Source organism: Streptomyces sp. NBC_00057 (assembly GCF_045041165.1).
In the GTDB taxonomy this organism is placed as follows: Bacteria; Actinomycetota; Actinomycetes; order Streptomycetales; family Streptomycetaceae; genus Streptomyces.
In genome coordinates, this window is record NZ_CP108257.1 from 27,183 (window position 1) to 52,342 (window position 25,160).

General features: G+C 68.1%; 28 protein-coding genes and 2 pseudogenes. 10 read left to right on the forward strand and 20 right to left on the reverse strand.

The features are described 5' to 3' along the window. Positions 1–448 precede the first annotated feature (448 nt). Positions 449–1,351: a hypothetical protein gene (locus tag OG953_RS43435; RefSeq protein ID WP_331735636.1), complete on the reverse strand. Its 903-nt coding sequence runs from the start codon at positions 1,349–1,351 to the stop codon at positions 449–451. Between the two features lie 20 nt (positions 1,352–1,371). Beyond that, positions 1,372–2,556: a serine aminopeptidase domain-containing protein gene (locus tag OG953_RS43440; protein ID WP_331735639.1), complete on the reverse strand. Its 1,185-nt coding sequence runs from the start codon at positions 2,554–2,556 to the stop codon at positions 1,372–1,374. 113 nt (positions 2,557–2,669) lie between these two features. Between OG953_RS43440 and OG953_RS43445 the strand changes: the two genes are divergently transcribed. Beyond that, positions 2,670–3,305 carry a GNAT family N-acetyltransferase gene (locus OG953_RS43445; RefSeq protein ID WP_331735642.1) on the forward strand — a complete coding sequence of 212 codons (636 nt, stop codon included), beginning with the start codon at positions 2,670–2,672 and terminating at the stop codon, positions 3,303–3,305. A gap of 35 nt (positions 3,306–3,340) precedes the next feature. Continuing rightward, complete coding sequence (locus tag OG953_RS43450) at positions 3,341–4,201, forward strand: PaaX family transcriptional regulator C-terminal domain-containing protein (RefSeq protein WP_331736158.1); 861 nt, start codon at positions 3,341–3,343, stop codon at positions 4,199–4,201. Positions 4,202–4,336: 135 nt separating this feature from the next. Here the strand turns inward: OG953_RS43450 and OG953_RS43455 are convergent, their stop codons facing one another. Together OG953_RS43455 and OG953_RS43460 are read right to left on the reverse strand one after the other, a co-directional pair. After that, positions 4,337–4,621: a hypothetical protein gene (locus tag OG953_RS43455; RefSeq protein ID WP_331735645.1), complete on the reverse strand. Its 285-nt coding sequence runs from the start codon at positions 4,619–4,621 to the stop codon at positions 4,337–4,339. Between the two features lie 71 nt (positions 4,622–4,692). Beyond that, a pseudogene (locus OG953_RS43460) lies at positions 4,693–4,911 on the reverse strand (hypothetical protein); the annotation flags it as partial. A gap of 31 nt (positions 4,912–4,942) precedes the next feature. Between OG953_RS43460 and OG953_RS43465 the strand changes: the two are divergent. Continuing rightward, a complete protein-coding gene (locus tag OG953_RS43465) occupies positions 4,943–5,119 on the forward strand; it encodes a hypothetical protein (protein WP_405692578.1) in 177 nt (58 codons plus the stop codon). A 30-nt stretch (positions 5,120–5,149) separates the two neighbouring features. Here OG953_RS43465 and OG953_RS43470 read toward each other — a convergent pair whose 3' ends face one another. Then, entirely contained in the window at positions 5,150–6,499 is a 1,350-nt protein-coding gene (locus tag OG953_RS43470) for an IS30 family transposase (RefSeq protein WP_331735651.1), read from the reverse strand. A gap of 524 nt (positions 6,500–7,023) precedes the next feature. On the opposite strand from OG953_RS43470, the gene OG953_RS43475 reads away from it, so the two are divergent. Beyond that, positions 7,024–7,518, forward strand: coding sequence for an SET domain-containing methyltransferase (locus OG953_RS43475; protein ID WP_331735654.1), 495 nt, complete (start codon positions 7,024–7,026; stop codon positions 7,516–7,518). Between the two features lie 418 nt (positions 7,519–7,936). Here the strand turns inward: OG953_RS43475 and OG953_RS43480 are convergent, their stop codons facing one another. From OG953_RS43480 to OG953_RS43500, 5 genes are all read right to left on the reverse strand, one after another. Then, positions 7,937–8,275 (reverse strand): MerR family transcriptional regulator, encoded by a 339-nt coding sequence (locus OG953_RS43480; RefSeq protein ID WP_331735658.1) that lies wholly within the window; start codon positions 8,273–8,275, stop codon positions 7,937–7,939. A gap of 738 nt (positions 8,276–9,013) precedes the next feature. After that, positions 9,014–9,445: a protein kinase domain-containing protein gene (locus OG953_RS43485; protein ID WP_405692580.1), complete on the reverse strand. Its 432-nt coding sequence runs from the start codon at positions 9,443–9,445 to the stop codon at positions 9,014–9,016. Further along, on the reverse strand, positions 9,393–10,460 hold the full coding sequence (locus OG953_RS43490; RefSeq protein WP_331735662.1) for an IPT/TIG domain-containing protein: 1,068 nt from the start codon (positions 10,458–10,460) through the stop codon (positions 9,393–9,395). Before OG953_RS43490 ends, OG953_RS43485 begins: the two co-directional genes overlap by 53 nt. A gap of 243 nt (positions 10,461–10,703) precedes the next feature. Next, the gene (locus OG953_RS43495; RefSeq protein WP_331735665.1) at positions 10,704–11,450 is read right to left on the reverse strand and encodes an IPT/TIG domain-containing protein; all 747 of its coding nucleotides are present in this window, start codon (positions 11,448–11,450) and stop codon (positions 10,704–10,706) included. 992 nt (positions 11,451–12,442) lie between these two features. Beyond that, positions 12,443–12,784 carry a hypothetical protein gene (locus OG953_RS43500; RefSeq protein WP_405692582.1) on the reverse strand — a complete coding sequence of 114 codons (342 nt, stop codon included), beginning with the start codon at positions 12,782–12,784 and terminating at the stop codon, positions 12,443–12,445. 292 nt (positions 12,785–13,076) lie between these two features. Here OG953_RS43500 and OG953_RS43505 point away from each other — a divergent pair, with 292 nt between their 5' ends. Both OG953_RS43505 and OG953_RS43510 read left to right on the forward strand, forming a co-directional pair. Further along, positions 13,077–13,346, forward strand: a complete 270-nt coding sequence (locus tag OG953_RS43505; RefSeq protein ID WP_331735671.1) for a hypothetical protein — start codon at positions 13,077–13,079, stop codon at positions 13,344–13,346. A 481-nt stretch (positions 13,347–13,827) separates the two neighbouring features. After that, a complete protein-coding gene (locus OG953_RS43510) occupies positions 13,828–14,178 on the forward strand; it encodes a hypothetical protein (protein ID WP_405692584.1) in 351 nt (116 codons plus the stop codon). A 218-nt stretch (positions 14,179–14,396) separates the two neighbouring features. On the opposite strand, the gene OG953_RS43515 is transcribed toward OG953_RS43510, so the two are convergent. From OG953_RS43515 to OG953_RS43540, 6 genes are all read right to left on the reverse strand, one after another. Then, complete coding sequence (locus tag OG953_RS43515; protein ID WP_331735679.1) at positions 14,397–14,720, reverse strand: hypothetical protein; 324 nt, start codon at positions 14,718–14,720, stop codon at positions 14,397–14,399. A 186-nt stretch (positions 14,721–14,906) separates the two neighbouring features. Next, positions 14,907–15,287, reverse strand: coding sequence for a hypothetical protein (locus OG953_RS43520; protein ID WP_331735682.1), 381 nt, complete (start codon positions 15,285–15,287; stop codon positions 14,907–14,909). After that, a complete protein-coding gene (locus tag OG953_RS43525; protein WP_331735685.1) occupies positions 15,284–15,541 on the reverse strand; it encodes a hypothetical protein in 258 nt (85 codons plus the stop codon). Before OG953_RS43525 ends, OG953_RS43520 begins: the two co-directional genes overlap by 4 nt. 378 nt (positions 15,542–15,919) lie before the next feature. Next, positions 15,920–16,192: a DUF6225 family protein gene (locus tag OG953_RS43530; RefSeq protein WP_331735687.1), complete on the reverse strand. Its 273-nt coding sequence runs from the start codon at positions 16,190–16,192 to the stop codon at positions 15,920–15,922. 411 nt (positions 16,193–16,603) lie between these two features. Further along, positions 16,604–17,080, reverse strand: a complete 477-nt coding sequence (locus OG953_RS43535) for a hypothetical protein (RefSeq protein ID WP_331735689.1) — start codon at positions 17,078–17,080, stop codon at positions 16,604–16,606. Between the two features lie 23 nt (positions 17,081–17,103). After that, entirely contained in the window at positions 17,104–18,033 is a 930-nt protein-coding gene (locus OG953_RS43540) for a helix-turn-helix transcriptional regulator (RefSeq protein ID WP_331735691.1), read from the reverse strand. Between the two features lie 1,083 nt (positions 18,034–19,116). On the opposite strand from OG953_RS43540, the gene OG953_RS43545 reads away from it, so the two are divergent. Beyond that, positions 19,117–19,395: a hypothetical protein gene (locus OG953_RS43545; RefSeq protein WP_331735695.1), complete on the forward strand. Its 279-nt coding sequence runs from the start codon at positions 19,117–19,119 to the stop codon at positions 19,393–19,395. Between the two features lie 126 nt (positions 19,396–19,521). Continuing rightward, on the forward strand, positions 19,522–20,967 hold the full coding sequence (locus OG953_RS43550) for an NF041680 family putative transposase (RefSeq protein ID WP_331735697.1): 1,446 nt from the start codon (positions 19,522–19,524) through the stop codon (positions 20,965–20,967). 850 nt (positions 20,968–21,817) lie between these two features. On the opposite strand, the pseudogene OG953_RS43555 reads toward OG953_RS43550, so the two are convergent. Further along, positions 21,818–22,283: pseudogene (locus OG953_RS43555) on the reverse strand (transposase); the annotation flags it as partial. 2 nt (positions 22,284–22,285) lie between these two features. On the opposite strand from OG953_RS43555, the gene OG953_RS43560 reads away from it, so the two are divergent. Further along, positions 22,286–22,483 (forward strand): hypothetical protein, encoded by a 198-nt coding sequence (locus OG953_RS43560; protein ID WP_331735704.1) that lies wholly within the window; start codon positions 22,286–22,288, stop codon positions 22,481–22,483. Between the two features lie 7 nt (positions 22,484–22,490). On the opposite strand, the gene OG953_RS43565 is transcribed toward OG953_RS43560, so the two are convergent. Continuing rightward, on the reverse strand, positions 22,491–22,760 hold the full coding sequence (locus tag OG953_RS43565) for a hypothetical protein (RefSeq protein WP_331735706.1): 270 nt from the start codon (positions 22,758–22,760) through the stop codon (positions 22,491–22,493). Positions 22,761–22,920: 160 nt separating this feature from the next. On the opposite strand from OG953_RS43565, the gene OG953_RS43570 reads away from it, so the two are divergent. Then, the gene (locus OG953_RS43570; protein ID WP_405692587.1) at positions 22,921–23,343 is read left to right on the forward strand and encodes a hypothetical protein; all 423 of its coding nucleotides are present in this window, start codon (positions 22,921–22,923) and stop codon (positions 23,341–23,343) included. Positions 23,344–23,549: 206 nt separating this feature from the next. On the opposite strand, the gene OG953_RS43575 is transcribed toward OG953_RS43570, so the two are convergent. Then, positions 23,550–24,542 carry a hypothetical protein gene (locus OG953_RS43575; RefSeq protein WP_331735712.1) on the reverse strand — a complete coding sequence of 331 codons (993 nt, stop codon included), beginning with the start codon at positions 24,540–24,542 and terminating at the stop codon, positions 23,550–23,552. Next, positions 24,539–25,075: a hypothetical protein gene (locus OG953_RS43580; protein ID WP_331735713.1), complete on the reverse strand. Its 537-nt coding sequence runs from the start codon at positions 25,073–25,075 to the stop codon at positions 24,539–24,541. The genes OG953_RS43575 and OG953_RS43580 overlap by 4 nt, the downstream gene beginning before the upstream one ends. Between the last annotated feature and the right edge of the window lie 85 nt (positions 25,076–25,160).

A 25,160-nucleotide genomic window follows, 5' to 3' on the forward strand; every position in this document is an offset into this window, starting at 1 on the left:
TGATGGCTGCGAAGAGAGGGAACACGACGTTCCCCGCGCGGCGCTGGAGGCCAGCGAGCAGGGCTCCAGCGAATCGGTGGAAGAGCCGTCTCCGCTCACCGGGAAGGGAAGGATCTGGGCGGTCGTGAGGGCCGGGAAGGTCGCATCGGCCACCCCACCCTGGTTTGCCACCGGGACACCTGGGAATTCGTGGCAGCCCACGTCGGCAGCCATCCGCACTTCCGGACCCCCGCCCTACCACTGGCGGCGCAGCTGGACGCACTCCGCAGTGATCTGGGCGAGGAGGTTCCTTCACAACCAGATGGTGAGACAACCGGCCAGGAGGCTGGGGCGGATCCTCAACGGAGGCCGAAAACACCTCACCATGCGCTCCGCTCGGGCGCGGCGGTCGGCTTCCTCCGTCACGCGGCTGAGGCAGGAAGCTGTACGAAATCGTCGGCGTCATCAACTATTGAGGTTGATGGGGTTCCCCGAATTCGCTGTCGGTGTACCAGCCGATTCGAGGCGCTGGAGGAAACGGCCCTGTCCCTGTCCCCTCACACGCAGGGCCGCCGCCATCGTCGCTGGGGGTGGTCCAGATTCCGGGCCAGCGCGGGTGGCGGGAGGTGATGGGCTTCTCGCACTTGGCGCACAGCACGGCCGGTACGCCGTGGCGGCGCAGCAGATCAGTGAAGCCGCCTTGCCGAACCTCGTCGATGTGGTCGTACATGCCCGACCAGTCCCCGATGGCCATGGAACTGTTCCAGAGGGCGACGTCCAGCGTGTCGTCCCAGACGGACTCGGGGCTCACCTGGTGCATAAGGCGCCATCCGAAGAGCGGAAGACCCGGTCCGTGAGGTTCGGGAGTATGGCTGAATGCCTCCGGGACGGGGGCGGTGTAGTTGTCGGGACGGGCTTGGCGGATCTCAGCCTCCAGGTGAGGGCGTACCGCTGCATGCAGGCTGGCCAGAGCGCTGAGGATGCTCTTCTCCAGGGCGGGTCGTTCCTCTTCGGGGGTTTCGTGCCAGGCACAGAGGATCGCGCTCTCCTGGATGGGGCCGAGAAAGACAGCCTGCTCGACAGCCGCAGTCCCGTCATCAAACAGAAGTACGCGGTGACGCATACGTGAGCCGTCGATGCAGCCGGTCCATTCCCACTGCCCTCCTGCTCGTACAGTCGCTACAGCGTCGGCCGGCCTGGCGAACTGCTCCCGGAAGGCAGTCATGGGGAAACCCTCGTCGTCATCCCAGCCGCTGTCATCGTCATCCCAGTCGTGTGCCTCCACGACCGGGACACTCCGCTTGACCTGCGGCACCACTGGAGCGGATGTCGCTCGGGCCGCCTTCCGGTTCTTCTTACGCTTCTTCGGCATCGGTCTCCTCCTGATGTGACTCATCCAGAACAACGACACTGAGCCACCCCGATCGCCCCGGATTCTTCGGGAAGAGTGCCGACGTTCGCTTCAAAGTGCACCGGGCGGTACACGTGAACGTGCACCACGCGGGCCGAGCTTGCGGGAGTGGCATGGTTGCCTCGGCTGAGTTCCTTGAGGAACTGTCGTTGGCTGTCCAGGAATCCGTCCGCGAAGAGCGAGTGGGGGGAGAAGAGCGCGGTGAGCGCGATCTTGAGGTCCGACTGCTCAATGGACTGCTTGAGCAGTGAATGGGTCGCGTCCGGGTAATGCTTGACCGTCAATGCGCCGCCTGCGTCCAGCACCTTATGGTAGGTGCGCTCCGTGTCGGCGGTGTCCACGTTGATGTCATGGCCTGCGAGGGTCAGCAGCACCGGTACGCCGCGCAGGGCGCGGAGGTCTTGTGTGGCGTCCGCGGTGTAGTTCTTGGAGATGAAGCCCCAGCGATCGGCGGTCATGCCGTCCGCGTCGCCGCCCGTCGCCCTGACGTACTCCTCGAAGGTCGCGTGGCGTTCCAGCAGCCGGAGGGTGGTGTCGCTCTTGGCGACCTCCGCCTTGGTGCGGGCTGCTGATGCGCCGTCGGCGCGCAGCTCGGCGAGGAGGTTGTAGCGGCCCTGCTGGAGCCAGTTGATCGCGGGCGAGACGGCGATGACGAAGCTCACGGGCGTCTTGGCGGCGATCTTCGGCAGGACCCAGCCCGCCTGGCTGGCGCCCCAGAGCCCGATCCGGTCGCCGTCGATGTCCGGGCGGGCGCGGGCCCAGGCGATCGCGGCGGCTGCCTCATCGGCCCGGTCGTCCATGGACTGGTCGAGCCAGTTGCCGGGTGCGCCCGCGACGCCGGGCTTGTCCCAGGACAGGGAGGCGTACCCGGCCTTGGCGTTCGCCTCCCACATGGGCTTGTAACCGTCGTCGTGGGTGGCGTCGACGGGGCCGTCGCCGTGGACGTACACGACCAGGCCGTGGTGCTTGCGGCCGTCCCTGGGGATGGCCAATACGCCGTTGAGGGTGTGGCCGCCGTGGCGGATCGAGACCCGCTGCTCGTCCATGTCGTAGGAGTTCTGCCACAGCACCACACCGACGAGACCGGCGGCCACGACCAGGACCGTGACGAGTGACCACACGGCGACGCGGAGCCCGTGCCGTCGGGGCTGGGTCTTTGGACACATGGGATGGCTGCCTCTGTTCGGGTTTGAGTGGACACCTAAACTATCATTGACAGAACGATCACTGAGAGTTTGATAGATTCGGGTCGAGGTTTCAGGGAGAAAGGGAGCACAGCATGGGACTGGACGCGACAGGTCCTGGGGCCGGACCGGTGACAGTACGACGGGGTGTTCCGGCCGGAGCTGAGCGGCGGGCGGCCGAGCTGTACTGGGACGCCTTCGGCCGCAAACTCGGTCCCGCCCTGAACCCGCCGGGCAAGGCGGTGCCCTTTATCGCCGCCCACCTGAACGCCGATCGCGCGGTCTGCGCACTCCTGGACGGGCAGCTCGTCGGCCTCGCCGGCTACCAGCACGACGGGCGGGCCCTCACCGGAGGATCGGCTTGCGCCGTACTGCGCGCGTACGGACACCTGCGAGGACTGCACCGACTCCTGCTCCTCGCCCTGTTCGAACGTCACCCGGCCCCCGGACAGCTCGTCATGGACGGCATCGCCGTGGACCCGGCCATGCGCGGCCGGGGCGTCGGGAGCCTGCTCATCGAGGAAGTGGCCGCCGTCGCGGCGGAGCAGGACTGCCGGGAGATCAGACTGGACGTGATCGACACCAACCCGCGCGCCAGGGCCCTGTACGAGCGGCGCGGCTTCACGGCCGTACGGACCGAGCACACGCCCTACCTGCGCGGGCTGCTCGGATTCGGCGCGGTGACCACCATGCACCGCCCGGTCGGAACAAAAGGAGTGAGAGAACTGTGAGCGCCGAGACCGACCACGTCGAGGTCCCAACCCGCATGCTCGTCCACGCGCTGATCCGCGAGGACGGCACCGTCGACGCGGACGAGCTGTACACCGTCGCCAACACCCTGGGCATGAGCGACCAGCAGGTACGGCTGTGCATCAAACGCCTCGTGTCCGAAGGCCGATTCACCCACGAGGGCCGAGGCCGCAAGGCGGAGCTGCATACGACCACGGACACCAAGCGTGCCCTCGCCCCCAACGCGGACTTCCTGCGGCACGCATTCCAACAGGACGCCGGGCTCGCGCCCTGGGACGGCGTCTGGCACCTGGCCGCCTTCGCGGTGCCCGAATCGGCGCGCACCGCCCGGGACGCCCTGCGCGAGACGCTCGTCCACCTCGGTGGCGCCCCGCTCCAGGGCGGATTGTACGTCTGCGCCAACACATGGGAACCGTACGTCGAAGAAGCCGCCCACCGCCTCGGCACCCACGGCGCGCTCACCCTCCTCACCACGACGGACCTGCGCAGGGGCGACACCCAAGAGCCTGCCGAACTCGCCCGACGTCTATGGCCCCTGCAGGAGATCGCCGACCGCTACCACCGCCTCAGCCGCATCGCCCAGCCCCGCCTCGCCCAGCCCCGCCTCGCCCGGCTCACCGGCCCTGCCGAACTCTCCTCATCCGCACTCCTCACCATCGCTGTCGAGCTGGCCGCCGAACTCACCCGCGCCATAGAGCCCGACCCGTTGCTGCCGCCTCAGCTCCTGCCCCGGCCCTGGCCCGGCACCCAGGCCCGGGAGCTCATCGCCCAGTGCTGGGCGGCCCTGCACGAACGTGACCAGGGCGAAGCCCGCCCGACTCTCTTCCGCCTCTACGCCGACATCACCCGAGAAACAGCAGACCAGGCCACGCACTGAAGACGGAACGGACGGCGCGGGTCGTGCCTGATGGGCGAAGGTACCGCGAGGGCACCTGCCCTTGCGGACGGACAGGCGTCAGATCAAGGTTGTGCACTTTGATTCGTACCGACCGGTGCATGTTCGGGTGTACGCCTACAGCTCGCTCTCGACCTCCGCGCGGAAGCCGGGGCCGCTGGTGCCGGCATGGACCTCCGTCGCCCAGGCCGCCGACTCCGGGCGCACGGTGAGCCGGTCGGCCAGCAGCTGCGACGCCGCCTCCGGCCGCACCAACAGGCCCGCCAGCCGGGGCAGCTCCGCCTTCGCCGCCGCCTCGACCCGGTCCTGCTGCCAGCCGCTCAGCCGCTCGCCCAGGGCCCCGGAACCGCCACGACGGCCCGTCAGCGGTGACGAGGCCTGGCCACCGTCCGGAGTGATCACCTGCGGGCCGCCCCGTGACGCACTGTGGTCCCGCCGGATCAGGCGGGACCACAGCCGGTCTCCTGCTGCGATCAGGGCGCGAGGTCCAGTACGCGGACCGGCTCACCCTCCCACCGCTTCGGGGCAGTGGTGGCGATGATCGCTCCGTCCGGGCGGTCGGGTGTGGGCTGCGCCACGTACTGGCTGTGGGCCGCCGCCCATGTCTCCTGCCGGGCGAGAGCCAAGGCGGCGGCCAGGTCCAGGTCCAGAACGGTGATTCCCGGCAGCGCGGCCAGATGCTCCGCCGTACCGGCCGCCATCGGGGCCACGATCCTCATGCTCGTGTTCACCCTCCTGTTCAGCGTCTCCGAGATCAGGGGCACCACGATCCAAGGCGACGACCTACCGGCCGGCTCCCCGACCCTGGCCACCGGCTGGGAGGCTGCCTGGTACTACTTCTGCTATGCACCGCTGAGCTTGTGGGGCCCGTTGCTGGCCATGCTGACCGTCGCGTACTGACCAGGTTCAACCAGTGGATGCAACACCGGCTTATTTCATCGATAGTAGATGGTCGTTGAGGGCCTCGGCGGGCGTCTTCCAACCGAGGCTCTTCCGGGGCCGGCTGTTGAGCGTGGCAGCGACCGCCTCGATATCCTCAGCCGCCCATCGAGAAAGGTCAGTTCCCTTCGGGAAGTATTGGCGCAACAGGCCGTTCGTGTTCTCGTTGGTGCCGCGCTGCCAGGGGCTGTGCGGGTCGGCGAAGTAGACCGGGATGCCGGTCTCGATCGTGAACTGGGCGTGTGCCGACAGCTCCTTGCCGCGGTCCCAGGTCAGCGACCGCCATAGTTGCCCGGGCAGGGTGCCGACCGTTGCTGCCAGCGCGTTCTTCATCGTCACCGCTCCGTAGCCGGCCAGCGGCGGCCCGTTCTTGGTGCGGGGAACCGTGCCGTAGCCGTCCTCGCGGGGAAGGTGGACGAGCACCGTGAACCGGGTGGTGCGCTCGACCAGCGTGCCGATCGCCGACCTCTCCAGTCCGATCAGAAGATCGCCCTCCCAGTGTCCCGGAACGGCCCGGTCGTCGGCTTCGGCCGACCGTTCACTGATCAACACCTCGGGCGTGACGTGGGCCCACGACGTCCGCTTGGACCGAGCTCGGGGCACCCGCAGGGCCCTGCCGGTGCGCAGGCAGGCGACGAGCTCGCGCTTGAGCGTTCCCCGGCCTTCGATGAACAGGGCCTGATAGATCGCCTCGTGGCTGATACGCATGGACTCATCATCGGGAAAGTCGACCTTCAGCCGGTTCGCGATCTGCTCCGGACTCCACGCCATGACCCACCGGCGGTCGCCGCGGTGCGGCTTGTTCCTTCCCTTCCACCGCGGCCCCTCTGGCCCCATCATCGTCCCGTCGGGGCGGCTGACCTGGCCGGAAAGCCTTTCCTGTACGTAGTCGCGCAACCGGTCGTTGGCCGCCAGTTTCGCGGTTTTCGGGCGCCGGGCCACCAGATCGGCCTTCCACTGGGCGACCGAAGCCCTGTAGTCCAGCCAGCCGCCACGAGTCGCGGCGTTGCGCCTCAGTTCCCGGGACACCGTCGAAGGATCACGGCCAAGACGTCGCGCGGTCTCCCGGACCCCGATGCCCTGCGCTTTCAGGATCGCGATCTCTTCCCGCTCGTGAAAGGACAGGTACCGGCCGGACTGCGGAGCAAGATCCATTGGTGGCATGCCGCCACCGTGGCGGAACCATCTTCCCCCCGCCGCTTGGGATACGCCGACCGAAGCTGCCGCCTCCTCCGGGAGCAGTCCCTTCGCGATCTCCCGCCAGAACTGACGTTCCGCTTCCCGCCGTAGCGCCGGCGCACCTGGTGACTTCATCGGCGAACGCCCGGTCAACGCTGCCATCCACCCTGCTGGCCTGCCCATCAACATCTCCGAGGACGAGGTGTTGCAACGACCGGTTGAATCCGCCCTGGAAGCGCCGTCGCGCGGCTGAGAACGCGCCTGCGGCGGCGTGAGTGTCGGAAACGATCGGTCTGCCGACACTCGCCCCTGTGATCAAGGACCCACAGGTGGGCACTGTCGAGAATCAGCCTCGGAAATCACGTCAGTGAAGAGTCGTTGAGATAGCTTCCGATGAACCGGACCAGATCAACAGAGACAGCATCCGGCATCCTCTCGCCCAGGACCAGATCAACCGGGATTCCCAGCGTCCCCACGTCTCAACCGATCTGGTCGCCGCAAGTCACAGGTCTGAGCCGGGGCCAGACCGTTTGAGACGGGACAGTCTTGAAACGGCCATGGCCGATCGGGTGTGATGCAAGGATCAACAGATCGTGGTCGAGGAGCCCCTCGGCGGCGCATCGATTTTGTCGTGCCCGCAGCTTGATCACCCTCGGGCGTGCTGATCCCGCAGAGAGCAGGCGACGATGGATAACGGCTTCGAACTCCGGGGAACTCACGAAAAAGGAGAAGGCGTTTTCGCCACCCGGCCTTTCCAGATCGACGAGACGGTGATGGTTGGTGTCATCGATCGTGAACTGGACCGCAATCACTCCCACGCCTCCCAGGTCAGTGCGGAACGTTTCGTGTTGCACGGCGGGCTCGTCTCGAAGGTGAACCACTCGTGTGAACCGAACTGCGGGATCCGCCTCAATGCCAGTGGTGCTCACGACTTCGTCGCCCGCGCACCTATCGCCGCAGGCGACGAGATCACTTTTGACTATGCGATGCGGAACTACTCGGTCGACTACTTCGCCGCCCGCTGCCGGTGCGGCTCGCGCCGCTGCCGTGGCCGTATCACCGGCTGGCGGGATCTACCGGACCAACGCAAAGCGGACTATCACGGCTTTGTCGCCCCCTACCTCATCGAGATCGGCCAGGCCCATACGGCCCTGGCCGCCCGCCGAGACAGCCGCGGGTAACCCGCCCGGCCGTGCGGCGTGAGACCTGCATGACCACGATGACGCCGATCCGGCGCGCAGCTGCGAGTTGTGGATGGCTGCCGCCGACGCCCGCCTTGCCCGGCAACAGCCCCCGGACGACCCCGCTGTAGAAGGCGCCGTAGACCGCGCCCACCACCAGTGGCAGGAACTTCGCGACCCGCAGCAGGCCCGGGAACTCGGCCCGCCCCTGGTCTCATTGCGCCGCCACGTTCCTGGCCGGCGCTCCGGGGCGGTCGAAGCCGTCCAGCGCCGACTGGAACTGCTGCACACCATGCCCCCGGTGGGGGCCCGACGTGAGGCCATAGAAGACGAAGTTGCCCGGAACTTTGTGCGTCCCGGGCAGCATGCGCGGGCGGCAGCCGCGAAGCTCCTGGGGGAGTCGCAGGTCTCAGCCGTCTCAGGCCGCGGTCGTCGGGTCCGCTGATTTGGCGGCGCGGCGGTATTCGGCGTTGATGCGCTGGGCTTCTTCGAGCTGGTCTTCGAGGATGACGATGCGGCAGGCGGCCTCGATGGGGGTGCCCTGGTCGACGAGTTCCCGGGCGCGGGCGGCGATGCGCAGCTGGTAGCGGGAGTAGCGGCGGTGTCCGCCTGCGGAGCGCAGCGGGGTGATGAGGCGGGCTTCGCCGAGGGCGCGGAGGAAGCCCTGGGTGGTGCCGAGCATTTCGGCGGCCCGGCCCATGGTGTAGGCGGGGTAGTCGTCGTCATCGAGACGGCCGAACGAGTCGTCTGCTGTCATTGCACCTCTCTGTGGAACGCGTGGAGGGGCCCTGGTGCCATATGGCACCAGGGCCCCGAAGGAACTGCTACACCATCTGCCGGCCCTGGTACTGCGCCGGCCTTCTGTTTCCGCAGACCCGACCGAGATGCTGTCGGGGACGCGGGGATCGCGGTTGCTTGACCGGAGACCACCTCACTATCGATGTCCTGCGGTACCCGGGCTCAGCGAATTCCGCCCGGGCGATCCTGATGGCGCTCGGCTCCTCCGTTCTTCCCTCTTGGTCAACACTTACCAACGGGGACTGCGTACTGCTGGTACTGCGCACTGCTTGTACTACTAGGTGATGCGAACTGCTGGTGACCTGAGTAAGCGTCACTCTTCGGCAGCCAGCCCCGTCGCCCGTCCTGCGTCTGCTCTGGCTTAGAACCCCACTGCCGAACTTCCCGGTGCGCGCGTCCGCAGCCGACGCCTTCACCGAGGTGCTGCTCACTGACTTCACTGCTGGGTACTGCGAACTGCACTTACGGGTAATTCCACTGCGTTAACTTCGGTCCTGCTCGCGGCGGCCCCTGATCACTGCGGGCCACCCGGTCCGGTCGTCAGTCCCGTCGCCGTCCTGCAACAACCCTGGCTTCGGAACTCCACCACCGCACCGTCCTGCGAACTGCAACTGCGGTTACTGCTGCCCGGCAGTTCGTCTCTGCCGGGCCCTGCTGTCTCTCTGGGCTACGGGAGAAACCATAACCACACCACCGCCTAATGTCTACTCCGGCCGTCATAGATTTTCGCGTGTTCGACCGTGAGGTAATCGACCTCGAACAGCGACGGGGGCAAGCAGATCTCTTCGGCGCTGTCCGGCCGCTGGGCCGGGTCCTTGGCCAGGAGTCGGCCGACCAACCGCTCCAGCTCCACGGGGGACTCGGGGCGCAGGGTGCGCAGCGCGGCGGGCTGTTCGTTGAGGTGCTGGTTGACCAGGTGCCAGGACGTACCGGTGAAAGGCCGGCGGCCGGTGACCATCTCGTAGAGCACGCATCCGAGGGAGTACAGGTCGCAGCGGTGGCGTTGTCGGAGTCCGGGGCATGGTCGGGCGCAGGCAATCGAGGACAAGAGTGGCGAGTCCCACGTGCCGGACCGCTCAGATGTTGGGTGGGCCGAGTCGGGTGTAAGGAACGCCGATACTCGTGCCACCGGGGGTGACGACTCTGATGGTGACGCCGCCCGCCACGCCGGGCGGTGCCGTGGTTGTCAGCTGGGTGTCGGAGACCACGGTGAAGCCGGCGGGCACGGCACCGAACAGTGCTGCGGTGGCATACGTCAGTCCGACGCCGGTGAGGGTCACCGTGTTTCCGCCTGCCGATGGCCCCTGGCCGGGTACCAGACCAGTGATGACCGGGGTACCCAGATAGACGTAGGCCACGCTGTTGCTCGTGCCGCCTGGCGTGGTGACGGTGACCGGGACCGTGCCGGCGACTCCCGGCGGCGCCAATGCAGCGATCTCCGTGGCCGAGACAATGGTGTAGGTGGCCGCCGCCGTCGCGCCGAAGCGAACCGCGGTGGCCTGGAGGAAATTCGCACCGGTCAGCGTCACGGAGTTGCCACCGGCCACCTGCCCTGCTCCGGGGGTGACGTCGCTGAGAACCGGTGCGGCGAGGTAGTAGTAGAAGACGGCTTGGGTGCTGGTCCCTCCGGGCGTGGTGACCGTGACGGCAACCGGACCCGGGCTGCCGGTGGTGGGGACGACCGCAGTCAGTTGGGTCGCCGAGACGACGGTGAACGAACTCGCCGCGTTCGCGCCGAAGTGAACGGAGGTCGTTCCGGTGAAGCCGGTCCCGGACAGGGTGACGGTGTTCCCGCCCGCGAGTGGCCCCTGGGCCGGAGCCACACTGCTCAGAACCGGAGCGGCGACATACGTATAGGGGATCCCGGCGCTGGTGCCGCCCGGGGTGGTGATCGTGACGTTGACGGTGCCGGCGGGCGCGGCGGGGGCGATGGCGGTGGCCTGCGTCGCGGAGACGGCGATGAACGCGGCGGCCACGGTACCGAAACTGACCGAGGTGGCGCCGGTGAAGTCGGTTCCGGTCAGCGTGACCGTGTTCCCGCCCGCGACCGGCCCCTGGTTTGGGACGACGGAGCTGATCGCGGGGGCCGCCGCGGCCACCGCCGGTTGCCTGATGAGAGAGATTGAGCTGTCGGAGCTCTCCACAGCCGTTCTCCTGTCGGGTGATGTGATGAGGGCGTTGTGGACTGGATGCGGAGTTCGGAGTGTGGTGGTCGGGGCGCCGCCCGGACCTCCTGGCCGGGCGGCGATGAGCGAGTGGCATCGAGCGGGTTGCCCGCCCTGCCGGGCGCAAAATGTCCCGGACCGGGCGGGCATCATGCATCTGGAGGCGGTACCGGCGCCGGGCGCTGTTCCGCGTCGGCAGTCGGTGCCGCACCCCGTGGCGGATCAGATGCCGGGGCCTGTCACATACGTGAAGGCGCCGACGTCCGTGGCTGTGCCCGCAGGGTTGGAGAGAGTGACGTCGACCGCGCCGACGGTGCCGGGCGGGGTGACGGCGGACACCGTCGTCGCGTTGATGACCGAGAACGGTGCCGGCACGCCGGCGAACGTGACCTGGCTCGTCGAGGTCAGGTTGGTGCCCGTGATGGTCACCGCCGTTCCGCCGGACGTCGGCCCGGAAGCCGGAGTGACCCCGGTGACGGTCGGGACGTCGATGTACGTGTACGACAGACCGTTGTTGGTGCCTCCGGCGGTCGTCACACTGACGCCCACCGGCCCGGCTGCCGCACCCGCGGGCACGACGACACTGATCTGGCTGTCCGACACCACCGTCGGCACCACGGTGTTGGCGCCGAAGGACACCCCCGTGGCGGTGGACAGGCCGGTGCCGCTGATGGTGATGGTGTTGCCGCCCGCGGTGGGGCCCGAGCTCACGCTCAGACCGGACTTGAACGGGGCGCCGACATAGAAGAACGGGACCGGGTTGCTGGTTCCGCCCGGGGTGGTCACCGTCACGCCGACCTCGCCGGCACCGGACGGCGAGACAGCGGTGACCTGGGTGGGCGAGACGTTGGTGACGCCGGTCGCCGGCTTGGTGCCGAAGAGCACAGCGGTGGTGCCCGTGAGGTTGGTGCCCGTGATGGTGACGGTGGTACCGCCACCGGTGGAGCCCTGGTTCGGACTGATTGGCATGGTCGTCCTCCGTGTGTGAACTGAACCTTCGAACGCTGGAGTTGACTCAGAGCCGGGTCCAGGTCAGGCCCCAGGGCCATGACTTGGACCACCGGGCCGCTGCCGGGCCCGTCAGCGGCCGTAGCCGCGCCGGGTGCTCGAAGCCGTGATGAGCCGTGTCGGTCGCGGGCCGTTCGGCCCGGGACGCCTTTGCCGCCCCGCAGCGGGCGCCGCTCCGTACGAGCCGGTGCCGCCCTCGCGATGGAGAGCTGCTAGCCATCGCGCTGCCCTCGGCATAAGGCCGAGGTGTGCACATGGCTGGTGTCGGCTCGCTCACAGCGGCAATGACCGCACGCGGGTCGCAGAGTGGGAGGCCACGCTCGTGGCCTCGACGACGAGGTACTCATTTGTGCGCGGATGACTCGCGCACCGCTCCCTTGCAGAGGCCGGGGGCTGCCACACCAGCCCCTGCCGCTACCTGGCAGGGGCGACTGGCTGGATCCAAGTCCTCTACAGGGGCGCCCATCGCGGCCATCCGAAGCAAATGATGCCGAGGTCCGTCACGCATGGACGGTCGGCGAACAGAACGGTTCCGCGCTCCCCCGGAGAGGGATGGGCGGCCCACCGGTTCGATTACCCAAGTGACCCATACAAATGAAATACGACACAAGAGCCTTGACGGGTAGCCACCTGAATGGACGAGCGCGCAGAGGGCGGATCGACCGGCACGCCAGGGGACGGCGAATCCGCCCCGTGTACCACCACGCGCGCACCCCTACCCGGTACGGATCACCGACGTCGGAGTGATCCACGACCTGGCCAGCCAGGACGCCTCCCCCTCGCACAGATCGGGAAGCGACGCCAGGCATTCGTATTGCCGCCGCCGTGGAAGACCTGCTGACCCGGGCCCAGCGCGGCCCGGATCGCAAGGTCGCGGCCCGCACCCGCGCGGCGACCGACCACGCTGTCCGCCCCGACCTCCCTGATCCGCGAAGCGGCACTGGACCGGTGGGTCAGCTCTCGGACATGGCCTCGCGGGTCACAACGCGTCGGAACATGGCCAGTGTGTCGACGCCGCGGCCGTCCATGCCGGTGACGAGCGCTGTCCGGTCGCCGCTCTCCCACTCGGCCCTGACCTCCTCCAACTGCTGCGGGGAGAGTCGCGCGCCGGGTGCCGAGGTGGTCACGACCTTGAACGGGAGCCGCGCACGACGCCCAGGAGCGGCCTGCACCACAACCACGACGCCTTTCTCGTCTGGGGCGAGCTCGTCCCGCCAGAACGCTTGGGGGTCATGCTCACCAGGCAGCGCCTCGCGCACCCGCACCGAGGCGCCCGGATGCCTGTCGAACCACACCCGATCCACCTCGGCAGCCCGCTGCCCCACCTCCAGGCTTCTGCGCGAAGGACCCCCGACAGCAGCCCCCTCCCTCCCCACGGCGACCACCGACCTGCCTTCCCACACAGGCGCAGGCCAGCTCCGGTTCTTCTTCTTTTTCCTGGTACAGCCCACGGCCACGTCAAAGCCCCCTTTCCCGGGCCGGAGGCGGCCCGTCCAAAGCTGTTCAACGAAAGGCGCAGATCTTTGCAGTACTGCAAGTGGGCGATACGGCGGTTACCGGCCCGCGCATGGAGCTGTTGATGGCTGCATGCCGTCCTCTCGCCGTCCTCGCCGCCGCCCTGTGCGGCCGCCGGTCGTCACCCGCCCCCATGCCCCGCTGACCGGCGAGTTCGCCGCCCACCCGGCCACCTGTCATCAGGCGTTCCAGCTCGCGGTCGACTTCGGCTTCGTCGCTGTCGACGCCATTGCGGACTTCCTCCCCGAGGAGATGTCCATCGCCCTGGTCAAGCGCGCCTGGAGTTCTGCGATTGCGGCCGACTCGTACTGGACGGCGACGACCTCACCCGGAACGCCCTGAGCACCGTCGCCGCCGCCAGCATGACCGCGTGCCAGAGCCCTGGTGCTGGCGGCGATCGACTACGCCCACCGCACCTTCGGATGCGCCGGCCTGAGCGCACTCCTCCATGAACTCACCGACAAGACGCGGGCGACGTTTGAGCCTCCAGCTCTCACCGCCCTCCTGGACCGCATCCGCGCGGCACACAGGGCAGAGCACGGTCACGCAGGCCACGACCGAGTCCCCGACGCTGTGACATGGCCGAGAACCGCGGCCTCCTCCATGCCCGAGCTGATCCCGCGCTCCTGAACCACGGCAGGCTGCGCCGGGGAGCGCACGCGACCCGCAGTCCGCCCGGTTACTTCATCGCCCCATCACTGCGGCCGATGGGGCGCACCGCCGACGAAACTCACCACCACACAACAGGAGAAGCCCCGCTATGCCAGCCCCGTTGCGCCTGAGCTGCTGCTTGTGCCTCCGTCTCATCCCTCGCGCCCAGGACGTGCACGAGCTCGACTTCGAATGGCAGCGCCGATTCCCCGACATGGTGGGGAACCTCGCCTGCGCACGCTGCGCGCTCCGCACCCCCTGGAGTTGCCAGAAACCCGGCACGAGAACGTACGTCGACGGACACATCCCCACGGCCAGGGGAAACTGCTTCGACGCATGGAGCCACGTCGGCCGCCAGGGAACCCACCGCGCGATGGTGCTGAGCTGCCCAGAGGCGGCACTGCTGCAGGGTGCCGAGCCGTACCTCCGCAACGTCGCCACCGGGCGTGGAATGCGCCACGAGCTCGCCGCCACCGTCCGTGCCGTACTGGCCGACTGGGACAACCGCCACCCCGCCTGCTGAGACCGACTAGGGCACACAGACACAGACACCAGCCCTCTGGCCAGCGGCGTCAACCGGATCAGTCCTTGACTAGGCAGCCTTTAGCCCTGCATTTACCCCTTTATCCCGATCGAATGTTGTCCCGGGGGTGGAGGATGACGTCAACGGCATGCCGGGATGTGACCTCTCGCGGCTTGATAAACGGCATTAGGAATCGCTGCGAGAGGTGTCGTCTGCCATCAGGATGTCAGCGGGTTCTGCCACTGAACGTCAGTGGCTCTGCCGTGAGGGCGGACGTCTGCGGGCGAGGTGATGCCGGTCAGAACGTTGTAGGCGTTTGCCCAGCCGATCAGGAAACCGTTGAGCACGTACAAGGCACCGCACACCGCGAGTACAACGGCGCCTCGGCTGAGCAGCCAGAAGCCGAACCGGGGCAGGGCGTGCCGGTCGGCCCAGCGTGCCCGCAGCTGCTGCCGTCGCCCTGGAGGCGGGGGCCCGCCGCCCGGGCGACGCCGCTGGGGCGACGCGGGCCCGCCAGGCGCGGGTACAGGTGTGTGGGACACATTGCCTACCGTAGGGGCTAGGCCGTTTGCCGGGCAGGTGAACAGCGGCCTTCACAGCAGGAATTGACGTGCATGCCCGTCGCCCCGGCCCAAGCCCCCCCCCGGGCCCTGCGGGCAGCTCCGCACAACACGATGAGGCCGCCGACCCTGTCCGGAACAGGGTCGGCGGCCGTCGGGGGCCGCTGCTCAGGCGTTGAGGTCCAGTACGCGGACCGGCTCGCCCTCCCACCGCTTCGGAGCGGTGGTGGCGATGATCGCTCCGTCGGGGCGGTCGGGGGTGGGCTGCGCCGCGTACTGGCTGTGGGCCGCCGCCCAGGTCTCCTGCCGGGCGATGGCCAGCGCGGCGGCCAGGTCCAGGTCCAGGACGGTGATGCCCGGCATTGCGGCCAGGTGCTCGGCCGTGCCGGGCCGGGCGCGGTCGGCTTCGACGAGCGCGCACGCCGGGGCGTACAGGAACCAGCCGGATTCGGCGTGGGCCCGGTGGATGAGGCGGGAGGCGAGGACGTTGCCCTGGCCGGCCGCGGCCATTGCCGTGTCGTCCAGAACGATGTGCATGGCGTCGGTCACCGGCTCGTCACCTGTGCCAGGCGCCGGTCCAGCTCACTGTCCAGGTCGTCCTGCTCGGCCGGGGTGGGTGCGTAGCCGTTCCACGCCTTCAGCGCGGCCCGGGCCTTCTCGGCACGCTCGGCACGCTCGGCCGGGGTCAGCATCGTCTCGGCCAGGCGCGCCAGATACGCGCGCAGCGACAGACCCTCAGCGGCTGCGATCGCGGCCAGCCGGTCCTTGGCCTCTTCGGGGATACGGACATTGGCATCGGACATCGTCGTACTCCTTCCCATCCCTCAAGGGTACGGGTACGTACCCGTACCCGACTTCGCCTTCTCCTGCGACCACTCAGGCTGCGGTATGACCCGACAAGGAACCCCGGGCCGGTCGGAACCGGCGCCGCTTGTCAGGCCGTCGCCCCCGTGTGGAGTCGCCGTACGTCCCGCATGAGTGTGTGCAAAGCGCTGAGGAAGATCACAGCTCCAGCCCCAATCCAGAGGGCCGATGCCCCAGAGCGGTACTCGCGAACGGCAAGGACGAGCAGCAACGTGCTGGCAAGGACGGCGAAGGCTGAGATCAGAGCGCTGATGCGGTTAGTCACACGGACATCATCAACGACAACCTTGGCCAGCGGGAGTGATCCAAATATTGCCCTAGTCGAGCAGCTCGTACCTGTCGGCCGTCCAGTCAGCGAACAGGGTGAGCGCCTTCTCGGTTTCGGTGCGTTCGGGCGTATTGGAGGTGGCCGGCCACCAGTTCTCGACGTGTTCGGCATCTACGAGCACGTAGGTGGCGTAGCAGTCGAAGTTGCCGGGGTCGTCGGCGACACCGATGCGAATGGGAGCGTCATCGGGCAGGTCTTTGATCGCTTCGCGGAGCTGCGCGGCGTTCCATGCCTGTGGGGCGTGGTCAAAGGTGTCGGCCATGGGCACAGGATGCAGGACCGGGCTGACAGTCCTGGTGATGACACGGCCGTACCCCGGGCCAGAGCGCTGATCCGGGGTACAGGGGGCTGGGGTGAAGAACTGATCACCGGGTGGTGAACCGAACCCAGCCGACGACACCGTAGCGGTCAGAGGACGGCGGTGGCCCAGGAATCTTGCGGTGGCGACTTGCGGGCAGCCGTTCCTGCCTGCCGAGTGGCATGTGCCGCGCGGGCCGGCCGAAAGGCAGCTGCCTCGGTGGAGGAGGCTTCACGACGACGCTGGACGCAGCCGGCGCGATCGGGGTCGGCAGCAACCTCCAGCTCCGGAAACGCCCTCCGGCTGAGCTGGCGCATCGCCCTGGTCTGCCGCTCGACCACCCCGCGCGGTCCGATCAGGCCAGCAGCTGGCAGGTCAGACTGCTGCTGTCCGGAGACAGTGCGTGCTGCGCCATCGTGGTCCTGTCGGCGTCGTGGGTCTGGCCATGGTCGCCCAGGGCCGCGGGCATGCTGTTCCGGTTCGGGCTTCCCGGTGGGCGGCGGCCAGGAGCGCGGTGACGGTCGCGGGTTCGCTGCCCGTCACGGTGGCAATCTGGTCGATGTTGAGTAGCAGCTGGTCGTGGAGTAAGGAGGCGTCCTCGGCGGCGGTGTGTGTGCGGCCGCTGCGGCGGGCGACCGTGCGGGTGTGCCTTTTCCAGGCCCATTCGGAGGGGTGTCGCTCGGAGATAACGGTGGTCCAGTTGTCAGCCACGAGGTTGAAGAGGTGCGAGACGGCTATCTGTGCCTCTTCCGCCGGGAGATGGGCTTCCGCGTAGGCGTGGTAGGCGGGGCGGTGCAGGTCGTAGAAGGCGTAGAAGGCGTTCGTGAGCACGGTGGCCGGGGCGGGTTTCATGGTCCTTTTCCTGCCGTTCGTGGTCAGAAGGCTTCGGCGGGGAAGGTGCTGGTTTCGGCTTTGGAGTGGGCCTGGCGCCACAGCGGGCGGGCGATGTCGGGCAGGCTCTGAAGAGCGGTGACGAGCTGTGCGACGACCGGCCACACTGGGACCCCGGGGCCTTCGAACGCCTGGTGCAGCTCGGCGGCGATGAAGGTGTACTGGGCGGAGGCGAGGATCCTGGCGTCGGTAGGGGATCCTGCGGCGTAGTGGAGGGCCTGCAGGTAGGTGCGTAGGTGGCGGGCTGGGTCGGTGCTACTGGGATGTACGCCGGCAGCTGTTTCCCACAGGGGTCTCATCAGGTCGGCGTTGCCGCCACAGGTCTCGGTGATGATCTTCACGTGCTGCCAAGAGACGTCCCGTTCGCCGGAGAGCAGGCGTGAGACGTAGGACGGGTCGACGGTCATGCATTCGGCGAGTGCACGCTGGGAGACGCGGGACAGGGTCCACATTCGGGTGAGCGCGCAGGCCAGGCGCTGGCGGGGCTCGCGCAGCAGATTCTTCGGGTTGGGGACGTCATCGGTCGGCCGGGTGCTGGGGGCCGCGCGCATCGGCCGGCGGCGGGATGCCAGGGACTGGTCGACGGTCTCCGGATCGTACTTCTTGCGCAGCCGGTTCTCCGTGAGGTTCAGCAGAGGGGTGAGGTCGCTGAGCGGTTCGCCCTGGGACCGCTGGCGTACGACGAGGGCCCCAATCGCGTCGTGCGCGAGTTGGTCGAGCGCCGTGACGATGCCGAGCAGTTCGGTGGTCGTCGCGGCGATTCCATAGGTCTTGTGCATGAGTGCTTCGGCGAGCACGGTGAAGTCTTCGGCGATGTCACGAACGGATTCGGTGCAGCGGATGGCCCGGCCGGCGTCGACGGCGGGTCCGGACCGGGACGGCCACTCGGGACCGGAGTGCGAACGGATGGACACGGGTGAACTCTTTCGGGGTGCTGGGGCGGGTATCTATGCCCGCCCGGCCGGTTGGCGCGGTGCAGATTCTGAGCCGGGCCGTGCGGCGGGATGAGTGCACCCCGCCACACGGCCCGTCAGGTCAGCGACTGCGGATTCGCCGGTAGACCAGCGATGACCCATGAGATGCCGTCAGAAACAGCGCCAGGAACGGCAGCACCCGGGACGCGAAAGAGCCCGGGATGGTGAGAAGAGGCAGCGAAAGGACGATGATGAGCAGGCTTCCGCGCACCGTGACAGCCAAGACATCCCACCGAGACGTTTGAACCTTCCGCCGGGCAGGGATGATACGTTCGCGGCTCAGTTTCCTTGCAATCGAAGAAGCGCAGGCAGGGAGACGAGTTCGACGTCGTTGAAGAAACACGAGAGATCCCTTCTTTCGGAGTTTCGAACTGATGTTGAAGAGCGACAAGAGACCCCGGCGAGGCGACCAACCAGCAGCCGGGGTCTTTGCCTGCCCGGCGAAGACCGGGAATCGGACAGTACTACCTTCCGCACCCGCGCTGTGCCAGAAAGTAGCGCCGTGGGCGTGGGTGCCCACCAACCTGTTGGTGATCAATCAACCAATCACCCGAACGAAAAGGGTGGTTAATTGATCAATGCCGGTCAACGAAATCGGGCAACAGCCGCGAAGGCTTCGAATTCACCAAGTCCCGAGTGCACCCGTGCCAACCAACGCCACCCCCGCGCACCCGTCACTCACCCACCACCGGAACCCTCGAAGATCCACAAACTTGTCAACGAATCCACCGCCCCACGCACCCTGTTAACTCGAACGGGTGATGGATTCGCACCTTCGCGCCCACCTCTCCAACCCCATCCGCTGCGCCACCCGGACCAGGTCGAAGCCGGTCATCTCGCTGACACGAACTCAACCTGACCGCGACCGCGTAGCGCGTCGGCCCACCTGCCGGTCCACGCGAGACCACCGTCCCAACCTCAACGCCGCCATCAGCGAGACGGAAACCGGCGCCTGAACACGCGCCACGAGACCGTAGACACTTCTGGGCGGCACACCTTCCACAACCGATAGTCCGAGCCCCCATGCGGCCGGGCTGCGCCCCACTCCCGTGCTTCGGCTGGCGTCGTGATTCGGTATCCGCGCTGCAGGCTTGCCGGGACGCGCCGGCCGAGCGCGGCGGTGACGCCGTCGACGAGCTCCTCGCCCTGTACGGGCAACCCGCCTTCGAAGAGATCCCGCACGCGGTACGCGAGGCACTGGCCCACCACATGACGGACGGCGGCCCGCACGTCCGGATCACGGACCGGCGCCAGGCCCTGCGGGAGGTCAACGCGCCGCAGTACGAATCGTGGGAGGACTGAGCTTGACGTTTATCCTCGCCTGTCACCCAACCTGCTGATCTGCGGTTCTTCCCGGGACAGCGGAGGCGGCCGTTCTCCACGCTTCGAGATGTCGAGTCACGAAGCACGAGAGAACGGCCGCTGCGTATGAGTCTCCCTCTCCCAGGGCCCGCAGGCGAGGCGTTGGATGTCTTGTCCCGCTTTCGGGTCGAGTTCTACGAGTGCCTTTACGCCGGGGCGGATGCGCTCTTCGAGCTCACGGACGCGGTGCTGTGCGTGGACGGGCCGGTGAAGACGCTGGTGGAGCTGTCGCTGGCCCTCGAGCACCGGCGTGGGCATGGTGCTCTGTACGCAGCGTTGGACCGGGGCTGGGCAGAGCCGGCGCGGTTGCGGCGCACGCTGGCCGGCCTGCCGTTGCCGAAGGCGGCCGACGGGCGGATCGTGCTGGCTGTGGACGTGAGCAACTGGCTCCGCCCTGATGCTCCGACCAGCGACGACCGGCTGTTCTGCCACGTCTACGGACGCGGTGCCCGCAGCAAGGACCAGTTCGTGCCGGGCTGGCCGTACTCCTTCGTCGCCGCCCTGGAAACGGGCCGCACCTCCTGGGTCGCGCTGCTAGACGCTGTGCGTCTGGGGCCCGCCGACGACGCGACCGCCGTCACGGCAGCCCAACTCCGCGGCGTTGCAGAGCGGTTGATCCTCGCAGGGCAGTGGAAGCCAGGAGATCCGAAGACGCTGATCGTCATGGACTCCGGCCACGACGTCGCCTACCTCTCCCACGCCCTGGCGGACCTGCCGCTCGTGCTGCTCGGGCGTCTGCGTTCGGACCGTGTCATGCTCCGTGACCCGGGTCCGACCCGTTCCGGGCCCAGGGGCGGGCGTCCGCGCCGGCACGGCGGCGTTCTCGCCCTGGCCCGGCCCGAGACCTGGCACACCCCCGAGGTGACCACGTTCACGGACACCACCCGCTACGGCACCGCCGAGGCAATGGCCTGGGACCGCATGCACCCCCGGCTCACCCACCGCGGCCCCTGGCTGGAACACACGAAGGAAGAACTGCCTGTCCTGCACGGCACGTTGCTCCGCCTGAAAGTCGAGCACCTGCCGGGCGACCGCGACCCGAAACCCCTGTGGCTGTGGTGCTCGGCCATCGGCGCCACCGGCACGGACGTCGACCGCTGGTGGCAGGCGTTCCTCCGCCGCTTCGACCTGGAGCACACCTTCCGGCTGATGAAGCAGACACTCGGCTGGACCCGCCCGAAGGTCCGCCACGCCGACACCGCTGATGTGTGGACCTGGCTGATCATCGCCGCCCACACCCAGCTCCGCCTCGCCCGCCCCCTCGCCGAGGACCTCCGCCGCCCCTGGGAACGGCCCACGCCACCCCGACGCCTCACCCCCGCCCGGGTGCGGAGGGGGTTTCGCAACGTCCGCGCGACCACAGCCCGCCCGGCAGCCGCGCCAAAACCATCCCGCCCAGGCCCCGGACGACCGCCCAGCTCGAAGAACAAACACCGCGCCAAGCACCACGACGTCGGCAAAACCCTCAAACGCGCTGAGTCGATCAAGGAACACAAAGCGCAGCGAGATTAAACGCCAAGCTGAGTACCTGTTTCTCAACCTGCTCGGCCCTGAGCCTTCTGCCAGTAGGCCCGACCGGCTGCCGTATCCTTCAGCCGTGACGAGCTGGTGGCGGTCTCTGGGTAATGCGTTGTGGGCCCTGGATCGGGCCCTTGGTGGACAGAGGCGCCCGACTCGGATCCAGAAATGGGTGGCCCGGCACCCGGTCGGCACCGGCCTTTGCCTGGCCATGCCCTTTGCGCTCTTCTTCCTGATGGTGTCGTCTGAGGACGAACCTGACGGTCCCGTGCTAGCAGCGCTGGGCGGGCTGGTTATGGGACTCCTCTTCGGTCTAACAGCGGCTGGAGAGCGGCTCCGGCAGCGTCGGCTCAAGCGTCTGGGGGTCTGGGACGGATCTTGAGAGGTCGAGGATCGAAAGGGGCGGCTTGCACTCCCTCCCGTTCCTCGGTTTCTGGTCAATGCCGATGTGCTTTCAGCCCGCCTTGGAAGCTTCGTCGGCTTGGGCTCGGGGGCTGGCGAGGCGGTAGGAATCGGTGCCGGTCTCGATGATGGTGCTGTTGAAGGCGAGCACCTGATTCTGACCCCGGGCCGCTCAGATCAGAGCGTGAGGGACGTATCTTGATGGCGTGAAGAGACGGCGCTGGTGGTCCGCGATCAGCTTGTGGGTTATGTGGTGGGCGGCTATTACCGCGGCCTTTTGGTTCTTGGCCAAGGTTCTCGACCAGCCGACGGACCTCGCGGGGTGTGCGGCGAGTGCTGTGCTGGTGATTGTCGTAGGTGAAGTCGGTGATCGACTGCGGAGGCGCTTCTTCCCTCGCCGGGAGACGGGCTGACAGTTCGGCTGGTCAGGGCCCTTGCTTCCTCGTCCGTCCGCTTCGGGTGAGACGCCTGGTCATGAGGGTGATGGCCGCCCAAGTGATCAAGGTCTCGGAATGCTGGACGAGCCGTTCGTAGTCCCGCGCGTGCCGGCGGGCGTGCATCATCCAGGCCCATGTCCGTTCGACGACCCAGCGGCGGGGCAGCACGATGAACCCGGAGGCGTCCTTGGGACGGCTCACAGTCTTGATCGTGAGGCTGAGATACTTCTTTGCCCAGGTCACGAGCTTTCCGGCATAGGCGGAGTCCGCCCAGACGATGGTGATCTCGGGATGCATCAGGCGGAGGCGGAAGAGGAGTTCCTTGGCTGCGTCGCGGTCGGTGAGCGAGGCCGGGGTGACCATGACCAGCAGGGGCAGGCCGCGGGTGTCGACCACCAAGTGCCGTTTGCGGCCGTTGATTTTCTTGCCTGTGTCGTAGCCGCGCGAATCCCTGCCCACGGTCTCGGCGGCCCATGCAGGAAGTCGCCTACAGTGCCCCGCGCGGCGACGCGAACGTCTTCATGCTGATCTTCGGTTGGGGGATGTTCATCTACGCCGGGATGGTCGCCCTGTACTTCCTCGCGCGCGCCCTGTGGTCCACCGATGACGAGACCGGTGAGGCCGTGTCCGGCGAGGGCACCGCTCTGCGTGAGCCGAAGGCCGGCGCCTGAGCTCTGCTCAGTCCGCGGCCTGACGATCGTCGTCCAGGTGGCCCATGGCGTAGCCGCGTTCATCAGGATGACGGGCCAGGCGGGCCATCACCCACGCGGTCCGGGCGTCCATACCTTCGCCGAAGTCGGCGGCTAGGCGGTGTGCCTGCCAGGTCGTGCGCGGGGCGAGCACCCACCGGGCGAGCGAGAAGCGGACGCGGCCGGTGCCGGCTGTCGTCCGGCCTACCCCGGCGGGAGAGCCCTCGGGGGCGGCGCCGGGGATGTTCAGGTCGGTCACGATCGTGAGTGTGGCGACGGCTGCGCCGCCATGGCGGGTACCGGGCCGGAGATCACCGGAACGGGTGGCGCTGCATGGCCCGGGTTGACGCCCGCGGGCTCCGGTCGCCGGATCCGCCGCCCTGGGCTGAAGGTGGACAAGACGGGATGAGGTGGCGGCGGTGCGGTGGAACACACGGCGAAGGCTCGTGAAGCGGGTGCAGGCGACGGTCCGGGATCTCCGGATCCCGCCCCTGGACCGTACGGACCCGCTCGGGAACCTGGTCGCCGTGTTCGAGCAGCGCCTGGGCTACTCCATCACCGTGGTGGCCACGGAGAACGGCAGCATCATCAACGGGGCGCTGGAGAGCCGGCCTGGCGGCGGCACGGCGATCGTCGTTCCGGCGGGCACCAGTACCCCCAACCGACGTCGTCATCTCGTGTGCCGGGGCTTGGCCCGCTGCCTGTACCGGGAGCCCGGCCACCGCACCGGCCGCATCGACTACTCCACCACCACCGAGCAGGAGATCGAGTACGCGGCCCTCTTCCTCGGACGCCACGTCGAAGACGCCCAGCAGGGCCGGGCCCGGAGCGGTGCGGCCTGACACCTCCGGCTAGCGCCCGGCGTGGGCGCCACGTTGCGGCGGGGTCCCGCACGTCGATCTCGGCATGTCAGCCAGCTGCCACACCCCATCCAGGATCTCCCTGTCGGCCGTGCAGGGGCTGGCTCATACGGTCGCATCGCATCGAGGTAGTTGTCATGGCTCGCAGGGTACGTCCGGCCCGGCGCAGGCGTCTGCTGGAAGTGCGGTTACCAGGGGCGGAGCTCGGTGGTCAGTTCCTCCCACCACTGATGTTGGTGTTCGTCTTCGGGGTCGGGGCAGGGACCGAGGGCGAGGACCTGGTCGTCGACGTGGTAGGTGAGGCGGTAGAGCAGGACGCGGGTCGCGCACTCCAGCCAGCGTTCGGTGTCTCGTGCTGGTGGGGCCGGGCCGAGGACGGTGGCGAACCACGCGGGCAGGAGCAGGCGGTTGCTGACGGCGTCGGCCAGATTGCTGCGTAGCGCCAGGGTCAGCCGTTGCTCCGCGCGCTGGCCGGCGGCGATGGCCGGCTGTTTGTCGGCGGTGGCCGCCCGGTCCGCGGCGAGGGCCGCGGTGGACGTGCGTGCCTCGGAAGCCTGCCGGGCAAGGCCCTGGTGCTCGGTCGCCTCGCGCGCGATGACGGAGCGCAGCTTGGTGGCGGCCTTGGCATGGGGCTGGGTGTTGTAGGGGGTGGAGAGCAGCGTGCCGACCAGGGCGACTGCTTCCTCCCGGGTCGCCTGGTGCCGGGCCTGGGCGTCGTGGAAGCGTTGTACCCGGTTCTGGTGGTGGGTGCGGAGGGTGCTGGTGAGGAGGACGTCGGCGGCGTCCCACCCGGACTCCATCGTGGCGGCCAGGGTGCGCTGGTCCTTGGTGAAGGTGTCCAGGTCCGCGGGAGGGATGTTCCCGGCGGCCATGATCTGGCCTTCCAGCAGCCGTACGTGCTGGGTGATCCTTTTCACCGTCCGCTCCGTGGCTTTGACGCGGTCATCGAGCTCGTCGACCCGGCCGTCGACTTCCTCGGTCGTGGTCTCCAGGCCGGAGATGTCGTCGCGAAGGGAACGCAGCTCGTGGTCCAGGTCCTCGGTGTAGCCGAACCGGGACTTCAACCGCTCGTGCTTGCCCTCCAGATCGTCCAGCCGGCTGTCGAGATCGCTTACTCGCCGGTCGGTATCGCGGACCCGCCGGTCGGTGTCCCGGAACTGGGAGTCCAGAGCGTCGCTCACTTCCCCGCCTCCTGTCCGTCCGCGACCGCTGTGCCCACGACGGCCCAGCCGATCAGGAAGGCGACGATGAACCAGGGCGACAGGACGCCCAGGACGACCAGGACGAGCAGCGCCCCCACCGCGTGCAGAGCGATGGACGCGGTGCGGCGGGCGAGATGGTTTTTCACGGTCGCTTCGAGCCGCCAGCCGCAGAAGGTGCCCACCAGGTGCGGCACGACCAGGGCGTACCACCAGTCCGAGTACCCCAGCAGGCGGAAGACGAGGATCAGAGCGATCGCCACCGCACTCTGGGCCCGCCAGGACCAGAAGATGACCTTCTGGCTGCGCAGGCGTTGTGGTTCGGCCAGAAGGGCCGGCATCTGCTTCTCGTACGCCATCAGCGCCTGCGCGCGCTCCATCAGGATGTCGAACGCCTCGTCCCGGACACCCTCGTCGTGGTCCTGGACGTCGGTAAGAGCGTGCTGATCGGCCAGAGCACGTACCAGCTCCTGGTGCTCCTGGTGCACCTCGTGTTCCGTCAGCGCTTCGCCCACCGGCCCCCCTCGCTCCGAGCCCTCCCCTGCTTTCCGGAGGCGGGCGAAACGAGTATTGCGACAGACGCACGGGCCCGCTGGATCT